The 18700-nt window shown below is 66.0% G+C and carries 14 protein-coding genes; 11 read left to right on the top strand and 3 right to left on the bottom strand.

Going from position 1 to position 18700, the window contains the following annotated elements:
* Positions 1–4: 4 nt before the first annotated feature.
* Entirely contained in the window at positions 5–1171 is a 1167-nt protein-coding gene (locus tag AC07M9_RS16465) for an efflux RND transporter periplasmic adaptor subunit (protein ID WP_494885155.1), read from the bottom strand.
* A 111-nt stretch (positions 1172–1282) separates the two neighbouring features.
* Between AC07M9_RS16465 and AC07M9_RS16470 the strand changes: the two genes are divergently transcribed.
* On the top strand, positions 1283–1897 hold the full coding sequence (locus AC07M9_RS16470; protein ID WP_494885156.1) for a TetR/AcrR family transcriptional regulator: 615 nt from the start codon (positions 1283–1285) through the stop codon (positions 1895–1897).
* A 151-nt stretch (positions 1898–2048) separates the two neighbouring features.
* The gene (locus AC07M9_RS16475; RefSeq protein ID WP_494885157.1) at positions 2049–2312 is read left to right on the top strand and encodes a hypothetical protein; all 264 of its coding nucleotides are present in this window, start codon (positions 2049–2051) and stop codon (positions 2310–2312) included.
* 2 nt (positions 2313–2314) lie between these two features.
* On the opposite strand, the gene AC07M9_RS16480 is transcribed toward AC07M9_RS16475, so the two are convergent.
* Positions 2315–2710, bottom strand: a complete 396-nt coding sequence (locus tag AC07M9_RS16480) for a ribonuclease HI (protein ID WP_494885158.1) — start codon at positions 2708–2710, stop codon at positions 2315–2317.
* A 285-nt stretch (positions 2711–2995) separates the two neighbouring features.
* Here AC07M9_RS16480 and AC07M9_RS16485 point away from each other — a divergent pair, with 285 nt between their 5' ends.
* The 9 genes from AC07M9_RS16485 to AC07M9_RS16525 all read left to right on the top strand — a co-directional run bounded on the left by AC07M9_RS16485 (position 2996) and on the right by AC07M9_RS16525 (position 15312).
* The gene (locus tag AC07M9_RS16485; protein WP_007677826.1) at positions 2996–3271 is read left to right on the top strand and encodes an HU family DNA-binding protein; all 276 of its coding nucleotides are present in this window, start codon (positions 2996–2998) and stop codon (positions 3269–3271) included.
* 752 nt (positions 3272–4023) lie between these two features.
* Entirely contained in the window at positions 4024–5844 is a 1821-nt protein-coding gene (locus tag AC07M9_RS16490) for a putative bifunctional diguanylate cyclase/phosphodiesterase (RefSeq protein ID WP_494885160.1), read from the top strand.
* 619 nt (positions 5845–6463) lie between these two features.
* Entirely contained in the window at positions 6464–7420 is a 957-nt protein-coding gene (locus AC07M9_RS16495; RefSeq protein ID WP_494885161.1) for a TauD/TfdA dioxygenase family protein, read from the top strand.
* Between the two features lie 73 nt (positions 7421–7493).
* Positions 7494–8894: an MFS transporter gene (locus AC07M9_RS16500; RefSeq protein WP_494885162.1), complete on the top strand. Its 1401-nt coding sequence runs from the start codon at positions 7494–7496 to the stop codon at positions 8892–8894.
* 34 nt (positions 8895–8928) lie between these two features.
* Positions 8929–9801, top strand: a complete 873-nt coding sequence (locus AC07M9_RS16505) for a TauD/TfdA dioxygenase family protein (RefSeq protein WP_494885163.1) — start codon at positions 8929–8931, stop codon at positions 9799–9801.
* 146 nt (positions 9802–9947) lie between these two features.
* Positions 9948–12380, top strand: a complete 2433-nt coding sequence (locus tag AC07M9_RS16510) for a TonB-dependent receptor (RefSeq protein WP_494885164.1) — start codon at positions 9948–9950, stop codon at positions 12378–12380.
* Positions 12381–12406: 26 nt separating this feature from the next.
* Positions 12407–14077 carry an arylsulfatase gene (locus AC07M9_RS16515; protein WP_494885166.1) on the top strand — a complete coding sequence of 557 codons (1671 nt, stop codon included), beginning with the start codon at positions 12407–12409 and terminating at the stop codon, positions 14075–14077.
* A gap of 138 nt (positions 14078–14215) precedes the next feature.
* Positions 14216–14953, top strand: coding sequence for an aquaporin Z (gene aqpZ / locus AC07M9_RS16520; RefSeq protein ID WP_494885168.1), 738 nt, complete (start codon positions 14216–14218; stop codon positions 14951–14953).
* 20 nt (positions 14954–14973) lie between these two features.
* Positions 14974–15312 carry a hypothetical protein gene (locus tag AC07M9_RS16525; protein ID WP_494885169.1) on the top strand — a complete coding sequence of 113 codons (339 nt, stop codon included), beginning with the start codon at positions 14974–14976 and terminating at the stop codon, positions 15310–15312.
* 45 nt (positions 15313–15357) lie between these two features.
* Here AC07M9_RS16525 and AC07M9_RS16530 read toward each other — a convergent pair whose 3' ends face one another.
* Positions 15358–18669, bottom strand: coding sequence for a trifunctional glycoside hydrolase family 18/polysaccharide deacetylase/glycosyltransferase family 2 protein (locus tag AC07M9_RS16530; RefSeq protein WP_494885170.1), 3312 nt, complete (start codon positions 18667–18669; stop codon positions 15358–15360).
* Positions 18670–18700: the final 31 nt, after the last annotated feature.

Genomic DNA, 18700 nt, shown 5'->3' on the forward strand with positions numbered 1-18700 from the left:
GCGGTTACTGTCCCTGGCCCTGCGGCTTCGCGGCGGGGGCGGGCCCTTTGGCAGCACCGGCGGCCTGCGCCGGCACGGGCTTGACCGTCGCGCCGGGACGCAGGGTCTGCGCGCCGTCGACGATCACCTTGTCTCCCGCCTTCAGCCCGGCGGTGACCAGCCAGTTGGTGCCGATGGTGCGAGGGGCGGTGAGCTTGCGCGTCTCCACCTTGCCCTGCGGACCGACGACCAGGGCCGTGGGATTGCCCTTCTCATCGCGCGAGACGGCGCCCTGCGGCACGAGGATGCCATTGCTGCGGGTGCCTTCGACCAACTCGGACCGCACGTACATGCCGGGAAGCAGCAGGCCGCGCGGGTTGGGGAACTGGGCACGGACGATCTGGCTGCCCGTCGTGGGATCAACGGTGACGTCGGTGAACTTGAGCGCGCCCTGCTCGGGATAGGCGCTGCCGTCCTCCAGTTTCAGCTGCACCTTCGCCGCCCCGCCTTCGCGCGACAGTTCGCCCGAGAGCAGCTGCTGGCGCAGGCGCAGGACGTCGGCGCTCGACTGCTGGATGTCGACGAAGATCGGGTCGAGCCGCTGGATCGTGGTGAGCGGATCGGTCTGCGAGGCGGAGACGAGTGCGCCGGTGGTATAGGTCGAACGCCCGATCCGGCCCGAGATCGGCGCGCGGATGGTGGTGCGGGCCAGATCGATCTGCGCGGACCGCAGCGCGGCCTGCTGGGCCGCGACGTCCGCCTGCGCTTGCTGGGCGCTGACGACGGCGTTCTCGGCTTCCTGGCGCGAGATCGCATTGATCTTCACCAGTTCACCGTAGCGGCGGGCCAGCGCCGAGGTGGAGGCGATCGCGGCGCGGGCGCGGCCGAGAGCGGCCCGGGCGCTCGCCACCTGGGCCTCGTAAGGCGCGGGGTCGATGCGGTAGAGGGCCTGGCCGGCACGGACCTGATCGCCTTCGGTGAAGAGGCGCTCGAGGATCAGGCCGTTGACCTGTGGGCGCACTTCCGAGGATTCGTAGGCGCTGGTGCGGCCGGGAAGCTCGGTGCTGAGCACCACGGCTTCCTCCCGAACGGTCACGACGCCCACTTCGGGCGGGCCTGCGGGCGCAGCCTGCTCGCCCCCGCCGCCGCAAGCGGACAAAAGCAGCACCAGGGCCGGGGTGATCTTTTTCATGGAGTATGTCCGCCGAAAGAGTTAAAACGTGAGTGAATGTTCACTCATGATTCGAGCGCTCTTTATTGCGTCGCAACATGGAACGCAAGCCGGGAGGGAGCCGGGAGGGCAATGACCATCGAAGGAACAATGGAACGGCGGCGTACCATCAGGTCGGCGGCACGGCGAAGACACCTCCTCGAAACAGCACGAACGCTTTTCATCGAAAAAGGTTTCCACCAGACCGGAATGGCGCAGATCGCGAATGCATCGGGCATCGCCGTGGGTCAGATCTACCGCGATTTCGCGAACAAGGAGGCGATCATCGCCGCCATCTGCGAGGCCGACCTTGCCGGTTGGCTGGAGGAGGAGAAGCTCGAGGCCGCGGTGGCCGAGGGGGACAGCCAGGCGATTCGGGACTGGATAGAAAAGATCGCGACCGAAGAACCCTCGATCGAGGATCGCCGGATGATGTGCGATCTGCTCGCCGAAGTCGGGCGCAATCCGATCATTGCGGAGATCAACCGTAAGGTCGACGTGCGCCTGCGCACCAGCCTGGAGGCAGCGCTCGTCTCGCTGGCGCCCGGCGCATCTCCCGCAAGCCGCTCGACCATGATGGATTTCATCATCTCGATTTCCTGGGGAATGGTGGCCCGGATGGAGCTTTTCCCCTACCGCGAACACGAAACCTTGCGGCAATATGTCGCCGCGCTTCTCGGTCGGGAAGTCGCTGCGCTGGGGAGCTAGTCGATCGCCCGTCCACTTGTGGGGATCGCGTCGCCGAACCGCCGTGCGTCCGTGCCGCCGGACTGTTTGCAGCGCTGGACATCGGGTCTTTTTCGTATCATCCTGCCGAACAGCATAGACCGAGGATACGGTCATTACAGAGGATGGTTAGATGATCGAGAACAGCGATGTTGATCCGGGCGACAAGGCAATGATCCTGCTGCAGAGCCTCATCTGCTATCTGCGGGAAAAGAACGTTCTCTCCCGTGCCGACATCGAGGAACTGCGCGATCGCGTGGAAGCCCGCATGGCGGCTCCCGAAACCAACCTCCCCTGCGCTTCCGCGCTGGCCGCGGCGGCGGCCAACGAAATGCGCAACCTAGACGATTTCTGCGGCAAGAAGTATGGTGGCAAGCACCGTCGCCGCATCAACTGACCTCAGCGGGGGTGCAGCGCGGCCAGTGCTATGCCAGCCAGGTTCTGCTCACGCTTGATCCAGCGCACCCGCGCCGGCGGTGCTTGCGCGGCCGTCGCCAGGAAGCGTGCGGCGTGACCCTCGGCCGCCTCGCCCGTTCGCAGCGCGGTGTCGGCGTGGCGGACGATTTCGATGGCATCGCCGATCAGTTCCACATCCCGCAGGCCTTGCCCCTGCGCGATCTCCAGCGCGCGAATCAAGGCCATCCATTCGGCGTCGCTGTTCGATCCGGCGCCAAGATCGTCGAATATGTGCGCGACGCCGCGGATGACCACGGCGACTTCGATCGGGCCGGGGTTTGGACGGCAGCCGCCATCGAAGAACACTTTCACCCTGCGTCGTGCCAAGACAGCCTCCATTCGCCATCCCGGCTGAACCCGGGCGCGTCTGCCGTCAATAGGCGGCGTCCTTCGGCGGCGTGATGGCGGGAATCCACGGTTCCGCACCAGCTGACCTGTGCTCGAGGCGGCAAGTCGCGCCATGCAATACAGTAGGTTGACGCGGCGCAGGCGCTTGGCGCAAGAGATGGCGTCCGTGGGCCATCGCCGCGGCGCGGTCATCAAATGTCGTTGAGGCCGTGACGTAGGCGCAAGATGTGGCTAGGACCAGTTCCCCATAACTTCAATTCGACAGGAAGAACGATCATGAACAACAGCGATCTCGCCGATGCTGTCGCCGCAAGCAGCGGCATTGCCAAGACCGACGCACGCAAGCTCGTCGACGCGGTCTTCGACGCAATCGGCAACGCTGCGGCCAAGGGCGAAGAAGTTTCGCTGAACGGTTTCGGCAAGTTCAAGGTCAAGGACAGCCCGGAGCGCGAAGGCCGTAACCCCGCGACGGGCGAAGCGATGACCATCAAGGCTTCGAAGAAGCTGGCCTTCGCGCCGGCCAAGGCGATCAAGGACAAGCTGAACGGCTGACCTGCCCGCTGGGGATGGCGCTCCGCTTGCGGGGCGCCAGTTCCTTTGTTCCGCGGCCCTACGCCGGGAATTGAAATCCACGGATGCGACGTTCAGCGTCATCCCCCGGTGCTTCTGCGCAACGCGGCACCCCATCCGGCGCTGGTGGCCGCATTCGTCGCCGCCCGCTTCGTCGCCCAGGCTGGAAACAGGCGAGCGAACCTAAAACGACATTGCGCGGGCTGGCCGAGGCCGAAACTCGCCTGCGCGGCGGTTACGGCGACCTGACCCGCGAGTTCGAGTCCGCACGGCGGGCCTTTGCAGACCACCTCGGACACAGGCCCCAAGGCGACCCAGTGGCTGCTCGACGGATGTTGTCCGCTGGCAAGCTGGCTGAGCGGCCTGACCTTCCTCACCCGCATTCAGGGTGAGCGAGAGGATAACCAAGGCTTCCGCGGTTCGCGACCCTTTCGCCGAAGTGACCACCATCACCCCGCCGGCAGGCGCCCCGTGCGTACTGCAGTTCCGGGGTACTCGTTGCCGCGGTGCAGCCGGTCTAAAATCCATGGCGAGCCGCCTTTCGGGCGGAAGACGCCATAGGCCCGAAGGCGTATTCGACGTCGTGACCAAAGCCTTCGGGAGCCAGCGCCCGGCGCAAGCGTTTACTGGCCACGCCGATAGTAAAGTACCCGGTCGGGCTTGGTATGCCCGGATAAATCCTTAATACTTAGATGTCAGAAAATCGCGACCGGGGGTCAGGCAACAAGGCGCCGATGATCGAACTGCAGAACACCATTCTCGAGATGATCGCAAAGGGTGACTCGCTTGTCGATACGGCCCGGAAGCTCTGCGTCGAGGTCGAGCGTGTCTTTCCGGACGTCATCTGCTCGATCCTGACGGTCGATCCGATCGGGCGCATCCGTTCGCTCGCTGCTCCAAGCCTGCCTGCCTCTTACAGTGCGGAAATCGACGGCGTTCCCGCCGGACCGCAGGCAGGAACCTGCGGAACGGCCGCGTATCTCGGCGAGGAAGTTACGACGCGGGATATCGCCACCGATACGCGTTGGGATGCATACCGGCACCTCGTGCTGCCACTGGGCATCAGGGCCTGCTGGTCGCGGCCCATATTCGGCTCGCAGCGTACTCCGATCGCAACCTTCGCGCTCTATTTCCGAGAAAGCCGGGGACCATCTGCCTCGGAGCGCGAGATCGTCGCTCGCTGCGTCCACCTCTGTGCCATCGCGCTCGACCGCCACCGCCGTGTGGTCGAGTACGAGCGCCGCGCCAATACCGATGCGTTGACCAGCCTTGCCAATCGCGCCGCGTTCAACGCCGCGCTCCTCGACCTCGACTGCACCCTGGCTGGCGCGTGGGCGCTATGCCTGCTCGACCTGGACAATCTCAAGGTCGTCAACGACACGTTCGGGCACCACGCGGGCGACATGCTGCTCAAGCAGGTCGCCGACCGCCTGACGATAGCGGCGTTTCCGGAACGGGCATTCCGCATCGGCGGTGACGAATTCGCAATCATCATCAGAACCGAGCCCGCCCTGCACGACCTCGGGGCCACCGCAAGCCGGTACTTGCGCGAACTGGCTGCACCGGCAGATTGCGGGGGCAACGTCATCGTGCCGCGAGGCACCATGGGCGTCGCCGTGCTTTCGAGCGACGATGGGACCGCGGAACGGGTGCGACAGAACGCGGACTTCGCTCTCTACCATGCGAAGGAGACCGGGCGAGGGGGGCACGTGCTGTACTGGCCGGGCATCGGCACACGCATGACGCGCCGGCTGACCGCCATCCGCGACGTCGACCTCGCTCTGCGTGAAGATCGGATCGAACCGCATTACCAGCCCGTCGTCCGCCTCGAAACCGGCGAAATCGTCGGCGTCGAAGCGTTGTGCCGGATGCGGGTGGGCGACCAGATCGTCTCGGCGGCGGCATTCCACGAGGCGACCACGGACGCCCATATCGCCAGCAGCCTGACGGCGCGCATGATGGCACGGGTCGCCGGTGACGTGAGAACATGGCTCGACCGCGATATTCCTCTGCAGCACGTCAGCATCAATGTCTCGTCGGCCGACTTCCACGGCGCCTCGATCTCCGATTCGCTGGCGGAGACCTTCGAGCGGCAGGGCGTACCTTTGCGCCACCTCATTCTCGAAGTGACGGAATCGGTCTACATGGACGATGATGCCGGGGTGGTGCAGCAGGCGGTGGAGGGACTGCGCTCACGCGGGCTCGAAGTCGCCCTCGACGATTTCGGCACCGGCTATGCCTCGCTCACCCATCTCATGACCGTGCCGGTGGATTACATCAAGATCGACAAGTCCTTTGTCGACCGGATCGTTTCGCACGGTCCCAGTCAGGCCATCGTTGGCGGGGTTATCGGCATCGCGACGAAGCTGGGCATCCGCGTCGTCGCCGAGGGGATCGAAACAGCCGAGCAGGCCCTCCAGCTGATCGAGCTTGGCTGCGCCATGGGTCAGGGCTATCTCTATTCCCCCGCTGTCAGCGGCGAGGTGGCCGCGGCCATGATGTTGGCGCAGGTGCACGGCCCGGCCTTCACGCCCGCGCGCGCCATGACCGCCTGACGAGGCGAGTCGACGCCTTTTCAGGCACGGAAATTACGCTCGCCATCGCTCAGGCGAAGTCGCAGCCTTGCCAAAAATTCTCGTTCGGTCGGTCTCGGGCTCACGCTTAAATGGGATTTCACTGCATTTCCAGCCACCTGAGACGGTTCCTCCGCCGCCAACAAGCTGCGCCTGTCAAGGGTACAGAAAAACTTCCATTGACCACGGGACAGTCAACCAAATAAGTAGACATTACGCAGTACGGAGGTCAGCCGTCCTGCAAGACAATATACTGACCCGCGGCATTTGATCGGGAAGCAGCTTGCTCCGCGTTACCAACCGCTAAAGCGCGCGATGCTCGGGCGACAACGCCAGGCTTCGTGTTCCCCTCTCGAGACGATGAGGTGATACGATGCGCATATCTTCGAACGACCGATGAACTGACCGCCGCGCGGCAGGCACGCCGGACCTGACATCGGGCCGGGAACCGGACCGCCTCGTGCGCGGCTTCGAAAAGCGCCGGCATGAAGCCCGCGTGTACCCGATCCGATCCCATGCCGCGTCTTGCGGCGGCGGAGGCGCTCGCCAGCGTCTGCCGCGATGTTTCTCCATGCCCATTTTCAATTCTGGAGGCGTTACCATGACCACGCTTATCGACCGCTACCCCAATGCCAAGGACCCCGCATCGCCGCTCGACATCGTGCCGGTCGGTGGCCGGATCGGAGCCGAAATCCGCGGTGTGCGCCTGTCCGGTGAACTCGATGCGGCGACCGTCGCCGCGATCGACGCCGCGCTGGTGCGCCACAAGGTCGTGTTCTTCCGTGGCCAGGACCACCTCGACAACGAGCAGCACGAAGCTTTCGCCGCCCTGTTCGGCGATCCCGTCGCCCATCCCACCGTTCCGGTCGCGGAAGGCTCGCGCACGCTCCTCGAACTCGACAGCAAGGAAGGCTATGCGGCCTCCAGTTGGCACACCGACGTGACATTCGTCGATGCCTATCCCAAGGGCTCGATCCTGCGCGCGCTGACCGTTCCGGAAGCGGGCGGGGATACTGTCTGGGCCAACACGGTCACCGCCTACGAAGGCCTTCCCGAGCCGCTGCGCCAACTGGTCAATACGCTGTGGGCCACGCACACCAACAACTACGATTACGCGGCGCGGTTCGGCATCACGAAGGACACTTCGGAAGCCCAGAAGGAGCGTGCGAATTTCCAGAAGAACGTTTTCGCCTCGACCATCTACGAGACCGAGCATCCCGTCGTCCGCGTCCATCCCGTTTCCGGCGAACGCAGCCTGCTGCTCGGCCACTTCGTGCGCGATTTCGTGGGGCTGAGCCAGAAGGATTCCGCACGGATATTCGACATCCTGCAGGAACACGTCACTCGTGAGGAAAACGTCGTGCGCTGGCGCTGGCAGGCGGGCGACGTGGCCTTCTGGGACAATCGCGCCACGCAGCACCGCGCCGTCGCGGACTTCGCGCTCCAGCGCCGGACCCTGCGCCGCGCAACCGTGCACGGCGATGTTCCGGTCGGCATCGACGGGCGCACCAGCACGACCGTGCGCCGCGAACCTGCGGCGGATCACGCCCCCGCCTGACGTCTCAAACGCGCGCGAGCCGGGGCGCTGAACCGCCCCGGCCGCCTGCTTCCTGCAGCTTTGGGAGTCCGTCATGGCCACGAGCTTTGCCCCTATCGGCCTATCAATCTCGCCCCAGCCTCGTGAGAAGCGGCAAGGCATAGGCTTTGCCCGCCTGGCCGCGTTCTCCACGCTGGCGGCGCCGGTGGCGGCGGCGCAAGTGCCGATCGCCAACTTCCTGCCTTCGATCTACGCCCAGCGCTTCCACATCTCGCTGGCCATGCTGGGCACCATCTTCCTGGCCGAGCGGCTGTGGGGCGCCTTCGCCGACCCCCTGGTGGGAGCACTGAGCGACCGCACCCGCAGCCGCTTCGGTCGGCGCCGGCCGTGGATCGCGGGCGGCAGCCTGGTCTATGCCCTATCGACCATCGCGCTGTTCTTCCCCCCCGCTGCAGTGACGCCGCTCTACCTCGGCGTGGCGCTCTTCGCGTTCTACCTAGGCTGGGCGATGATCCAGATTCCTTACCTCGCGTGGTCCGGCGAAATATCCAGCGACTACAACGAGCGTACCCGCGTCGCGACTTTCGTGACCGTCGCCAGCGCCGGCGCGCTGTTGCTCGTGATGCTGCTGCCGGCGCTGATCGACCAGGTGCGCCCGGGTGACGACCGGCTTCGCCTCGCCGCCATGGGCGCGGTGATCCTCCTTACGCTGGTGCCGGCGGCGTTCCTGACCTTGCGCGCCTTCCCCGACGCCCCGGTCGTGCCGTTGCCCGCGAAGCGCGAACGGCCGCGCTTAGGCACGACGCTGCGCCTGATCCTTGGCGAAAAGCTTCTTCTGCGCGTCGTGCTCTCGGACCTCGCCGTGACGTTCGGGCAGGGAGTGCGCGGCAGCCTGTTCCTGTTCGTCGTCACGTTCTACATGGGCCTGCCGCAGCTGGGCGCGCTGCTCATGCTTTCACAGTTCGTGTTCGGCGTTCTCGCCGGGCCGATCTGGATGAATATTGCCGGCCGCATCGGCAAGCACCGTACCGCCATTACCGGCGAACTGGTGCAGGTGGCGATCAATCTCTCGCTGCTGCTGGTGACCCCGGGCAATCTCTCCCTGCTGATCGGCCTGACGATCGCGCAGGGCCTCGCCCAAGGGTCTGGCAACCTCATGCTTCGCGCCATGGTCGCTGACGTCGCCGACCATCACCGCCTGAAGACCGGGCAGGACAGGACTGCGCTGTTCTTCTCGACTTTCAGCATCTCGATGAAGGCGGGCATGGCCCTGGCGGTCGGCGTGGCGTTCCCGCTGGTCGCGCTCGCCGGATTTGATCCTTCCGCCGCCCGCCAGAGTCCCGACGCCCTGCGCGCGCTCCTCGCCATCTTCGCGCTCGGCCCGGCATTGGCGCACCTGGCCTCTGCCCTCCTGCTGCGCGGTTTTCCGCTCGATGAGAAGGCGCATGCCGCCGTCCGCCGCGAGCTGGACCTGCAGGCAAACCTCGCATCGTGAGCCTCGGCTCCAGCTCCTCGAAAGGAATAGAACCATGAACGCGATCACCACTCTCAAGCTTGTGGAAACCCATGAGGCCGGCACGGTCGAAGTTCTCCGCGTTGAAGCGAACCTCGGCGCGGAAGTGCGCGGCATCGACCTCGCCGCGCCGATCACGGACCAGACCGCCGCGCTCCTGCGCTCGCTGCTCTGGGAGCACCAGGTGCTGTTCTTCCGCGACACCGGCGTCGACAACGAACAGCAGGCCGCGATCGGCCGCGTGTTCGGTCCGCCCGTCGCCGACAGCATCGCCAAGCGGCGCGGCGTCAAAGACGAAGACATCCAGCCCATGAACACAGGCCCTTATGCCAATGCCTATTACGGCACGCCGTGGCACGCCGACGCCACCTATCTCGAGAGGCCCTACCTCGTTTCCGTCCTGCGCAGCGTGATCGCGCCGGAGCTTGGGGGCGACACCGTCTGGTCGAGCGGCCTCTCGGCCTACGAAAGCCTGTCACAGGAGGTGAAGGACCGGATCGAGACGCTGACCGCAATCCATCGCCCGAACAGCAAGGCCTACAAGCTGATCACCGACAAGGCCGATCTCGACGACTACCTCGGTCGCTACAACGGCGTGCAGCACCCGGTGGTGATCACCCACCCCCATAGCGGGCGCAAGGTTCTCTATGTCAACGAGGGCTTCACCGAAGAACTCGTCGGCTTGCCAGAAGGTGAGGGCAGGGAGCTGTTGGACTACCTCAAGCAGCGCTTCGCCCAGCCCGAGCATCAGGTTCGCCTCAAGTGGCGGCCGGGAACGGTGGCGATCTGGGACAACCGCGCGGTTCAGCACAAGGGCGTCGCGGACTACGGCAACGCGCAGCGCCAACTGGTGCGCATCGTCGCGGCGGGTGAGCGCCCCTCGCGCTGACGTATTCGGGCGGCGCTTAGCCGCCCCCATCCATCCACACCAACCAGCCGGGAGTGCGGTCAGCCGCTGCCTCCCGCCAAGCATGCCTGCGCCCGCCGGTCGGCAGACACCGTCGCGCGCCCACAACAGGACAACAGGGAAACATCATGAAGACCATCAGCCCCGCCACCAGACGCCGAGCACTCCTGCATGCGAGCGTTGCCGCACTGGCGCTCGCAGGCGCCACGCCTGCCTTTGCATCCGAGGATGCGGCCGCCGAGGCGGGCACGGCGGATGCCGTCGCCGCCGAGGCCGAAGGAGGCTATGGAGCCCCGATCCTCGTCACCGCGCGCCGCCGCGAGGAGGACTCGCAGGATGTCCCCGTGGCGATCAGCGTGATCGGCGGCGAAACGCTCGAGCACACCGGCAACTTCACCCTCAACCAGATCCAGCAGCTGGTGCCGAGCCTTCAGATCGCGAGCTTCAATCCGCGCAACAGCAACATCAACATCCGCGGCCTCGGCGCGAACTCCTCGCTGGCTGTCGACGGGCTCGAATACGGTGTCGGCTTCTATCTTGACGGGGTCTACTACGGACGGCCGGGCCAGTCGCAGTTCGACCTCGTCGATCTCGCGCAGGTGGAGGTGCTGCGCGGACCGCAAGGTACGCTGTTCGGCAAGAACACCACGGCGGGCGCGATCAACGTCACCTCGCGCGAGCCGAGCTTCGACCCCGAGTTCACCGGCGAAGCCACATTGGGCGACTACGGCTACCACCAGGTGCGCTTCTCGGGATCCGCACCGCTGATCGCCGACAAGGTGGCGGTGCGCCTCAGCCTTGCCGACACCCACCGCGACGGGTTCCTGCTCAACCGCTACGACCTCAGTAAGGCGCAGGATTACGACAACTTCACCGTGCGCGGCCAGCTTCTCGTGAAGCCTGCCGAAGACGTGAAGATTCGCATCATCGGCGACTACTCGAAGCAGAAGCAGCACTTCTCGCTGAGCCTCATCGACGGCTACTTCTCGACCTATGCCAACGGCGCGCGCATCGCGAACAACATTTTCGACCGTGCCGCCCGCACCGGTTACACGCTGCCGGAACCCGATGCCTTCCAGCGGGTCGGCAATGCCGACGCGCCGTTCCAGGCGAATATGGAAAGCTACGGCGTCTCCGGCCAGGTCGACTGGGACCTGGGGCCGGCCACGCTGACCTCGATCACCGCCTATCGCTGGTGGGACTGGTATCCCGCCAACGACGGCGACGGTACTTCGCTGTCAGTCAACCGCAAGGCACAGCAGCAGAACTTCCAGCGCCAGTTCAGCCAGGAGCTGCGCATCGCGTCAAACGGCGAGAACAGGATCGACTATGTTGCTGGCCTGTTCTACTTCTGGCAGGTCGTTCGAGGCTACGGAGCCACTCAATACGGCGCCGACTTCGCGGCCTGGAACCTCAATCCCGCTACCGTTCCCGCCGCGACCATTGCCAATACCGCGCTGGCGCTCACGGGATTCGAGGCCGACAGCTATTCCGACCCGCGCATCAAGAGCTACGCCGCCTTCGGACAGCTCGACTGGCACATCACCGACGAACTGACGCTGACCGGCGGCCTGCGCTACACGCATGAGGACAAGGACGGCTCGTTCACCCGCTACCAGATCGCCAGCAGCGGCGTCGACCTCAACACCCTGACGCCGGCGCAGCGCGCTGCCGTAACCGCGATCCGCAACGCTCCCGCCAACCAGCTCAGCAACCTGACTTTCGACGCCGCGCTCAAGGATGATGCGGTCTCTGGCCTGCTGACGCTGGGCTACAAGGTGACGCCCGATGCGCTGCTCTACGCGAGCTATTCGCGGGGCAGCAAGTCGGGCGGGCTCAACGTCACTGCCGGCGGCGCGAGCCGGCCGACAGTCGATCCGGAGAAGGTCAACGCCTACGAGATCGGGTTCAAGTCGCAGTTTCTCGACCGCCGGGTGACCCTGAATGCCGCCGCCTTCCTCACCGAGATCGAAGACTACCAGGCCAACGTCTCCGAGCAGATTCCCGGCACCACGGCGACCAACCAGTACATCGCCAATATCCCCAAGGTCCGCTCCAAGGGTATCGAGACAGACCTCTCGTTCTCGCCGAGCCGCTGGATCAACCTGACCGCCTCGGCCGCCTATACCGATGCGAAATACGTCAGCTACGCAAACGCCCCGCAGCGCCCCGAACTGTCGATCCCCGGAACCCTGCAGGTCCAGGATCTTTCGGGCGTGCGCCTGCCCGGGGTCTCGAAGTTCGCCTATTCGCTCGGCGCCGACGCCGCCCAGCCGCTGAGCGACAGCTTCGAGGTCTACGTCCACGCCGACTACCTGCACCGCTCGTCGTTCAACGCGACGCCAACCAACAGCATCTACGGCGTCGTGCCTGGCTACGGCCTGCTCAACGCCCGGATCGGTCTGCGTACGGCCGATGGGGTCTACGATTTCGCCTTCTGGGCCCGTAACCTCACCGATGAGAACTACTACGTGTCCCGCTCGCCGGGCACCTTCGGCGTCATCAACGGCGCGGTCGGCGATCCCCGGACGGTCGGCGCGACGCTGCGGGTCAAGTGGTGAAGAACGAAAATCTGAGGGAGAATGAAATGAAACGCAAATTCGCCCTGTTGGCGGCCGTCTTCACGCTTGCCGCCGCCGTGCCGACTGCGGCTCAGGACCGGCAACAGCCGCGCCCGAACTTCCTGGTCATCGTCGCGGATGATCTCGGCTATTCGGACATCGGCGCATTCGGCGGCGAGATCGACACGCCCAACCTCGATGCACTGGCCGCGCACGGGCTGAAACTCACGGGCTTCCACACCGCGCCGACCTGCTCACCCACGCGCTCGATGCTACTGACGGGCCTCGATCATCACGAGGCCGGGCTCGGGAACATGGCCGAAGTCATCGCGCCCAACCAGGTCGGCAAGCCGGGCCACGAAGGCTACCTGCGCGCCGACACCGCATCGATCGCCGAACTTCTGGCGGCGGGCGGCTACCGCACTCACTATTCGGGCAAGTGGCACCTGGGCCTGACCCCCGCCCAGGATCCCCACGCACGGGGCTTCCAGACCACCTTCGCGCTGCTTCAGGGCGGACATAATCACTTCGGCCTCGAAGTTGCGCAGAAGCCAGGCGACAAGGGCTGGTCGTATACGCAGGATGGCAAGCAGATCACGAGCCTGCCTCAGGACTTCTATTCGTCGGACTACTTTGCATCCCGGCTGGTCGACCAGCTCAAGGCCGGCAGGAAGGGCGCCGATGGAGCCAAGCCATTCTTCGCGTACCTTGCCTTCACGGCGCCACACTTCCCGCTGCAGGCACCCCCGGAGGTGATCGCCAAATACAAGGGCCGCTACGGAGCGGGCTACGATGTCCTGCGCGAGCAGCGACTGAAACGGCAGGTCGAACTCGGCCTGCTCAAGCCTGGAGCGGTGCCGCATGTCACCGACCTTTCCGCCCGTTGGGACTCGCTGACGGCTGAGCAGAAAGCCCGCGAAACCCGCCGCATGGAAGTCTACGCGGCGATGGTGGACCAGCTGGACAAAGGCGTCGGAAAGGTGATCCAGACGCTCAAGGACACCGGAGAATACGACAACACGGTGATCCTGTTTCTGGCCGACAACGGCGCCGAAGGATCGGTCCTGTCCGAACCGAGCATGGGCATGCTCAACGCGGTCTACGCCAAGGCGGACAATCGGATCGAGAACATCGGCGCCGCGACTTCATACGAGTACCTCGGCCCCGGCTGGGCCTCCGCCGCCACCGCGCCGTCGTGGCGGGTCAAGGCGTTCGAGAGCGAGGGCGGCACGCGTGTCGTCTCGTTCCTGACCGGGCCGGGCGTCAGGCAGGGGGTCGGCTCTGCTTATACGAACGTCATGGACGTGGTGCCGACCTTCCTCGACCTCGCCCATGTCGCAAACCCGGGGAGCCGTTTTGCGGGCAGGGCGGTGACGCCGATCCGTGGGCTCAGCTGGGCTGGATGGCTGGGTGGCAAGGCGGACCGGGTCTACCCCGCCGACAAGCCGGTGGGCGACGAACTGTTCGGCGGCCGCTCGCTGCGGCAGGGCGACTGGAAGCTCGTCGACCTCGGCGACGGCAGCAACTCGCGACTGTTCAATCTCGCTGTCGACCCTGGCGAGATCAACGACCTTTCGAACGAGGAGCCGGCTCGAAAGGCCGAACTCGTCGCCGCGTGGGACGCTTATGCCAAGCAGGTCGGGGTCGTCCTTCCCGATCCTCGCCAGACCATCGTCGACCGTCCCGTCCGGCGATAGAGGGCCGCGCAAGGCTGGAAATCCTCCCGGACTCCCCGTCCTCGCGCTGCGGGTAATCCCCGATACCGTGGCGGATTGACCGTCATACTCTTCCCGGATGCGCGTGACCCGTCGCGCCAATCCGGGAAGGAAGCGGCAGTGATTGTTACCCCCACCATCGGCCGGAGAGCGGCCGCGGAGACGATCGGCACATTCTGGCTGGTGCTGGGCGGATGCGGCAGCGCCGTGCTTGCCGCCGGGCCACCCGCCTCGATCGGCGCCCTAGGAGTGGCGCTGGCTTTCGGACTGACGGTCCTGACGATGGCCTATGCCGTCGGCCACATTTCCGGGTGCCATCTCAATCCGGCCGTGACGGTCGGGCTATGGGCGGGCGGACGCTTTCCGGCGCGCGACATCGTGCCTTACGTGATTGCGCAAGTGGTCGGCGCGGTGATCGCGAGCATGGTGATCTACCTGATCGCCAAGGGTATCCCGACTTTCGATTTTCCCGCCAGCGGTCTCGCGCAGAACGGCTACGGGGAAGGCTCTCCCGGCGGCTACTCGCTAAGTTCGGCCCTGATCGCCGAAGTGGTGCTCACTGCCGGATTCCTGCTGGTGATCCTTGGCTCGACCGACGGACGCGCCCCGATCGGTTTTGCCCCCATCGCCATCGGCCTCGCTCTGACGCTGATCCACCTGATAAGCATTCCCGTCACTAACACCTCGGTGAATCCCGCCCGGAGCACGGGGCCGGCGCTGCTCGTCGGAGGGCTCGCGCTCCAGCAGCTCTGGCTGTTCTGGCTCGCGCCGCTAGCGGGCGGTGTGATCGCCGGCGGGCTCTATCGAGGAATTTTCGCGGTGCAGCGTCCTGACGTTTCAGGGATCGACAAAGCCTAGCGATGACGGAGGGGCCGTTCATGTTTCTGCTGTCGCTCATGCTTTTGACCGGAGCGCCGCTACCCACGGCACCGCGCGAGCCGGTGTTGTGGCTACTGGCGAAGCCGCGTCAAACGTCCGACCTTTGCGACGCCGAGTTCGATGGCTGGCAGTTGTCGTCAGCATCGCGGCCTGTGGTCAGCGACATGACAGAAGAACAGGATGAAGGACCGCCCAGCGACGATCCATTCCCAGGCGATGACCATGCGCCCGATGTCGACCCCGACGAGGAGCAGTGTCCCGCGATATTCGTGATCCCGTTCGATTTCTGGGAAGGCGAACTCTGGTTCGAAACCGCTGGCTACGGCGAGAAAGTCTAAACCTTACGGAATACGATAATATATCTTATGTAAAATATTGCCGACTCATGAGCCAGCGGCCAGGGCGACGCTGCCGCTGCGCTCCAGCTTGCCCCATCCAACCACCCATCCGGCTACGGCCGAAGCGATCGCGCGCACGACGACCCCGTACATGATCTGGCGGTACACCAGCCTCTGCGCAACCAGAAGGTGCGCGGGATAGGGCTCGCGGTGCCCGTCCAGGCGGTAGGCGATCCAGCCGCAGGCCACGTCGATGGCGGTGAATGCGATCCAGTAAGTCGCCATCATGCCGACATCGCCGCTCGTCTGCGCCCAGCCGTGCGCGGAGACCCGCACGGCGGTGCCGATGATCGAGAGCACCAGCGCAAGGTCGATAAGCGGCGAGATCGCGGCGAAGGCGATCTGGAACAGCCACGCCTGCGGCAGGCCCACAAGGCCGAGCCCCGGTGGCTGGCGGCGGGCCATAACCGCGCGATGCTTCCACAAGCACTGCAGAGTGCCGAAGGCCCAGCGGAAGCGCTGCTTGGCGAGCGCCGAGAAACTCTCCGGCGCCTCGGTCCAGGCGACCGCGCGCGGATCGTAGGTTACGCGCCAGCCATAGCGCTGGATCGCGATGGTCAAGTCCTGGTCCTCGGCCAGCGTATCCTCTGGATAGCCGCCCACCGAATCGAGCGCGGCGCGGCGCCATGCGCCCACGGCGCCGGGCACCACGGTGATCGCGTCGAAACCCGCGAGCGCGCGCCGCTCGAGGTTCTGCGCGGTGATGTATTCCACCGCCTGCCAGCGCGTGACGAGATTGACCCGGTTGCCGACGCGCGCGTCGCCCGCGACCGCGCCGAGTGCTGGATCGGCGAACCAGCGGGTCAGGCGGCGGATCGTCTCGGGCTCGAACTGGGTGTCGGCGTCGAGCGCGATGACGACCTCGCCGGTGGCCTCCTTCAGCGCGCGGTTGAGGGCAGCCGCCTTGCCGCCGTTGCGCAGGGTAAGCAGCGTGACGCCCGGGTCGTTGCCGAAGATCTCGCGCACGATGGTGCTGGTGGCGTCCTTCGATCCGTCGTCGGCAACGATGACCTGCAGCGCCGGATAGTCGCTCGCCAGCACGCGGGCGACCGAGGCGGCGATCACGCGCTCCTCGTTGAACGCCGGGATGATGACCGAGACGGTGGGTTCGAAATGCGGCGGCTCGGCGCGCTTGCGGCGGCTCTGGAACCAGGCGAGGCCGGCCATGATGACGGCGCGCGCCATGCCGAGCGAGATGGCGACGTAGAACAGCCAGGTCAGGATCGTGGCGAGCACCATCATCACGATGAAGGCGGTCACGTCGACGCGCACGGCGGCGAGGTCCGGAGTGGAGATCGCCGGCATCGCCCGCGCCTGCGGGATGCCCACCAGCTGCGAGGCGGTGACGAAGCTGTATCCCTCGCCCTTCAGCGCCGAGATGATGCGCGGCAACGCCACCACCGTCTCCGAACGCTCGCCGCCGCCGTCGTGCAGGAGAACCACGTTTGTGGCGTTGGTCGGGGACGCGCCATGGACCTGGTCGAGCACCTGCTGGACGATCGCGTCGGTGCCGGGCCGCTGCCAGTCGTTGGGATCGACGTGGAGGCCGACCACCGTGTAGCCGGCCTTCTGCGCCTCCAGCGCCGGGCCGAGTTCGTCGGGCGTGGTCGGCTCGGCGTCCCCGAAGTAGGGCGCGCGAAACAGCGTCATGCTACGGCCGGTATAAGCTTCGACGAGGCGCTGGGTGGCGTTCAGCTCGAGCCGAGTCTGCTTGGGACCGGCGTTTGCGAGGTTGGGGTGGGTGTAGGTGTGATTGCCCAGCTCGTCACCGTCGGCTACGATGCGCTTGAGCAGGCCGGGGCTGCCGAGCGCGTTCTCGCCGATCACGAAGAACGTGGCGGGCACGTGCGCGGCTTCCAGTTCGGCGAGGATCTTGGGGGTCCAGGTCGGATCAGGGCCATCGTCGAAGGTCAGCGCCAGGACCTTGGGATTGGAACCCCCTGCCCGCTGGACGACGTAGGGCGTGGGGAGCGACCGGTACTGCTCGTCCCGGATCATGCCTTCGGCGTCGAAGCGGATGGTGCGGTGTCCGTCGCGCGGGGTGGCGGTGATGCGCAGGATTTCGCCCGAACCCTCGACGTCGGCGCTGCCCGCCGTCTTGGGCGTGGAGAGGTCGGGCGTGCCGCCCTTGCGGAAGGCGCCGAGGTCGGCCCAGAAGCCCGAGTCCTCGGTGCCGAGGCGCCACATCGCCATGTCCTGGATGCCCAGGCGCCTCAGCGCGGCCAGCTCGTTCCAGTTGGCGGCGGCGTCGAGCATCCAGATCGTGTGGTGCTGGCTGTCCTTGCCGTCGCCGTCGTCGTAGGCGAACCCGGCATTGCCGCTGGCGGGATCGAACGATACCGGCGCGCTGCTGTCATGCGCGGCGAGCCAGGCATCCTCGATCGAGAGCGCGTCGGTCTGGTCGCCGTGCCAATCGTAGGCGTAGCTGCCCAGCGCGACGACGATGTGGTCCGGTCCGATGCGCCTGAGCGCGCCCTGCACTTCGCGCAGGAACCAGTCCTGAGCGGCGATCGGGCCGGGCGTGCCGCCTTCCCAGTGCTGGTCGTAGGCCATGAAGATGATCTTGTCGGAAACCTTCGACAGGGCCTCCAGCGGCCAGCCCGATGTATCGGCCGGAACAGTCAGCGCAAGGCGGGAGCCCTGCGGCAGCGCGGCACGCAGCTCGCGCAGGAAGGGCACGTAGTCGGGCATGGCGCTGGCGGGCAGCGCCTCGAAGTCCATGACGAGGCCGGCTTCGTGGCGCTGCACGACCATCGCGGCGAGCCGCTGCTCGAAGGCGCGGCGCTGGACGTTGTCGTGCAGCAGGGCGGCCGCGCCGGCGCCGTCCCATTCGGTGCCGTAGTTCTGGACCATCGGCAGCACCTTGAAGCGGTGCGCCTCGCCCGCGACGAGGTGGTCGAAGCGCGCGTCCGCCTCGACGGTGATGTCGTGGTGCGGGCCGGAGACGTTCACCACCGCCGGGACCACCCAGTCGAGGTCGTTGCCGTGATGGACCAGCGAGAGGAAGCTGGCGTCGTTGTTGGGCAGGTAGAACCCGATGCTCAGCGGCTTCTGCTGGCCTGCGGGACGCAGCTTGGGCAGCCACGAGGTCAGCCGGTGCTTGAGCGGCGATCCGTGCAGGGTGGAGGCGTGGAGGCGCTGGAGGGGCAGTTCCAGCTCGCGCTGTGGCGGCACCGCCACCAGTGTCGTCGCGAAGGCCACCGCGCCGATGACCACCGTCAGCAGCAGAAGCGACAGCACACGCCTTGCCCAGCGACCGCGGCGGCCGGTTGGGTCGTAGAAGATGGGCTTGGTCATGACTTGCACTGGCGTTCCGCGAATGAGGAAG

This window comes from Novosphingobium sp. GW821-FHT09E05 (genome assembly GCF_059416165.1).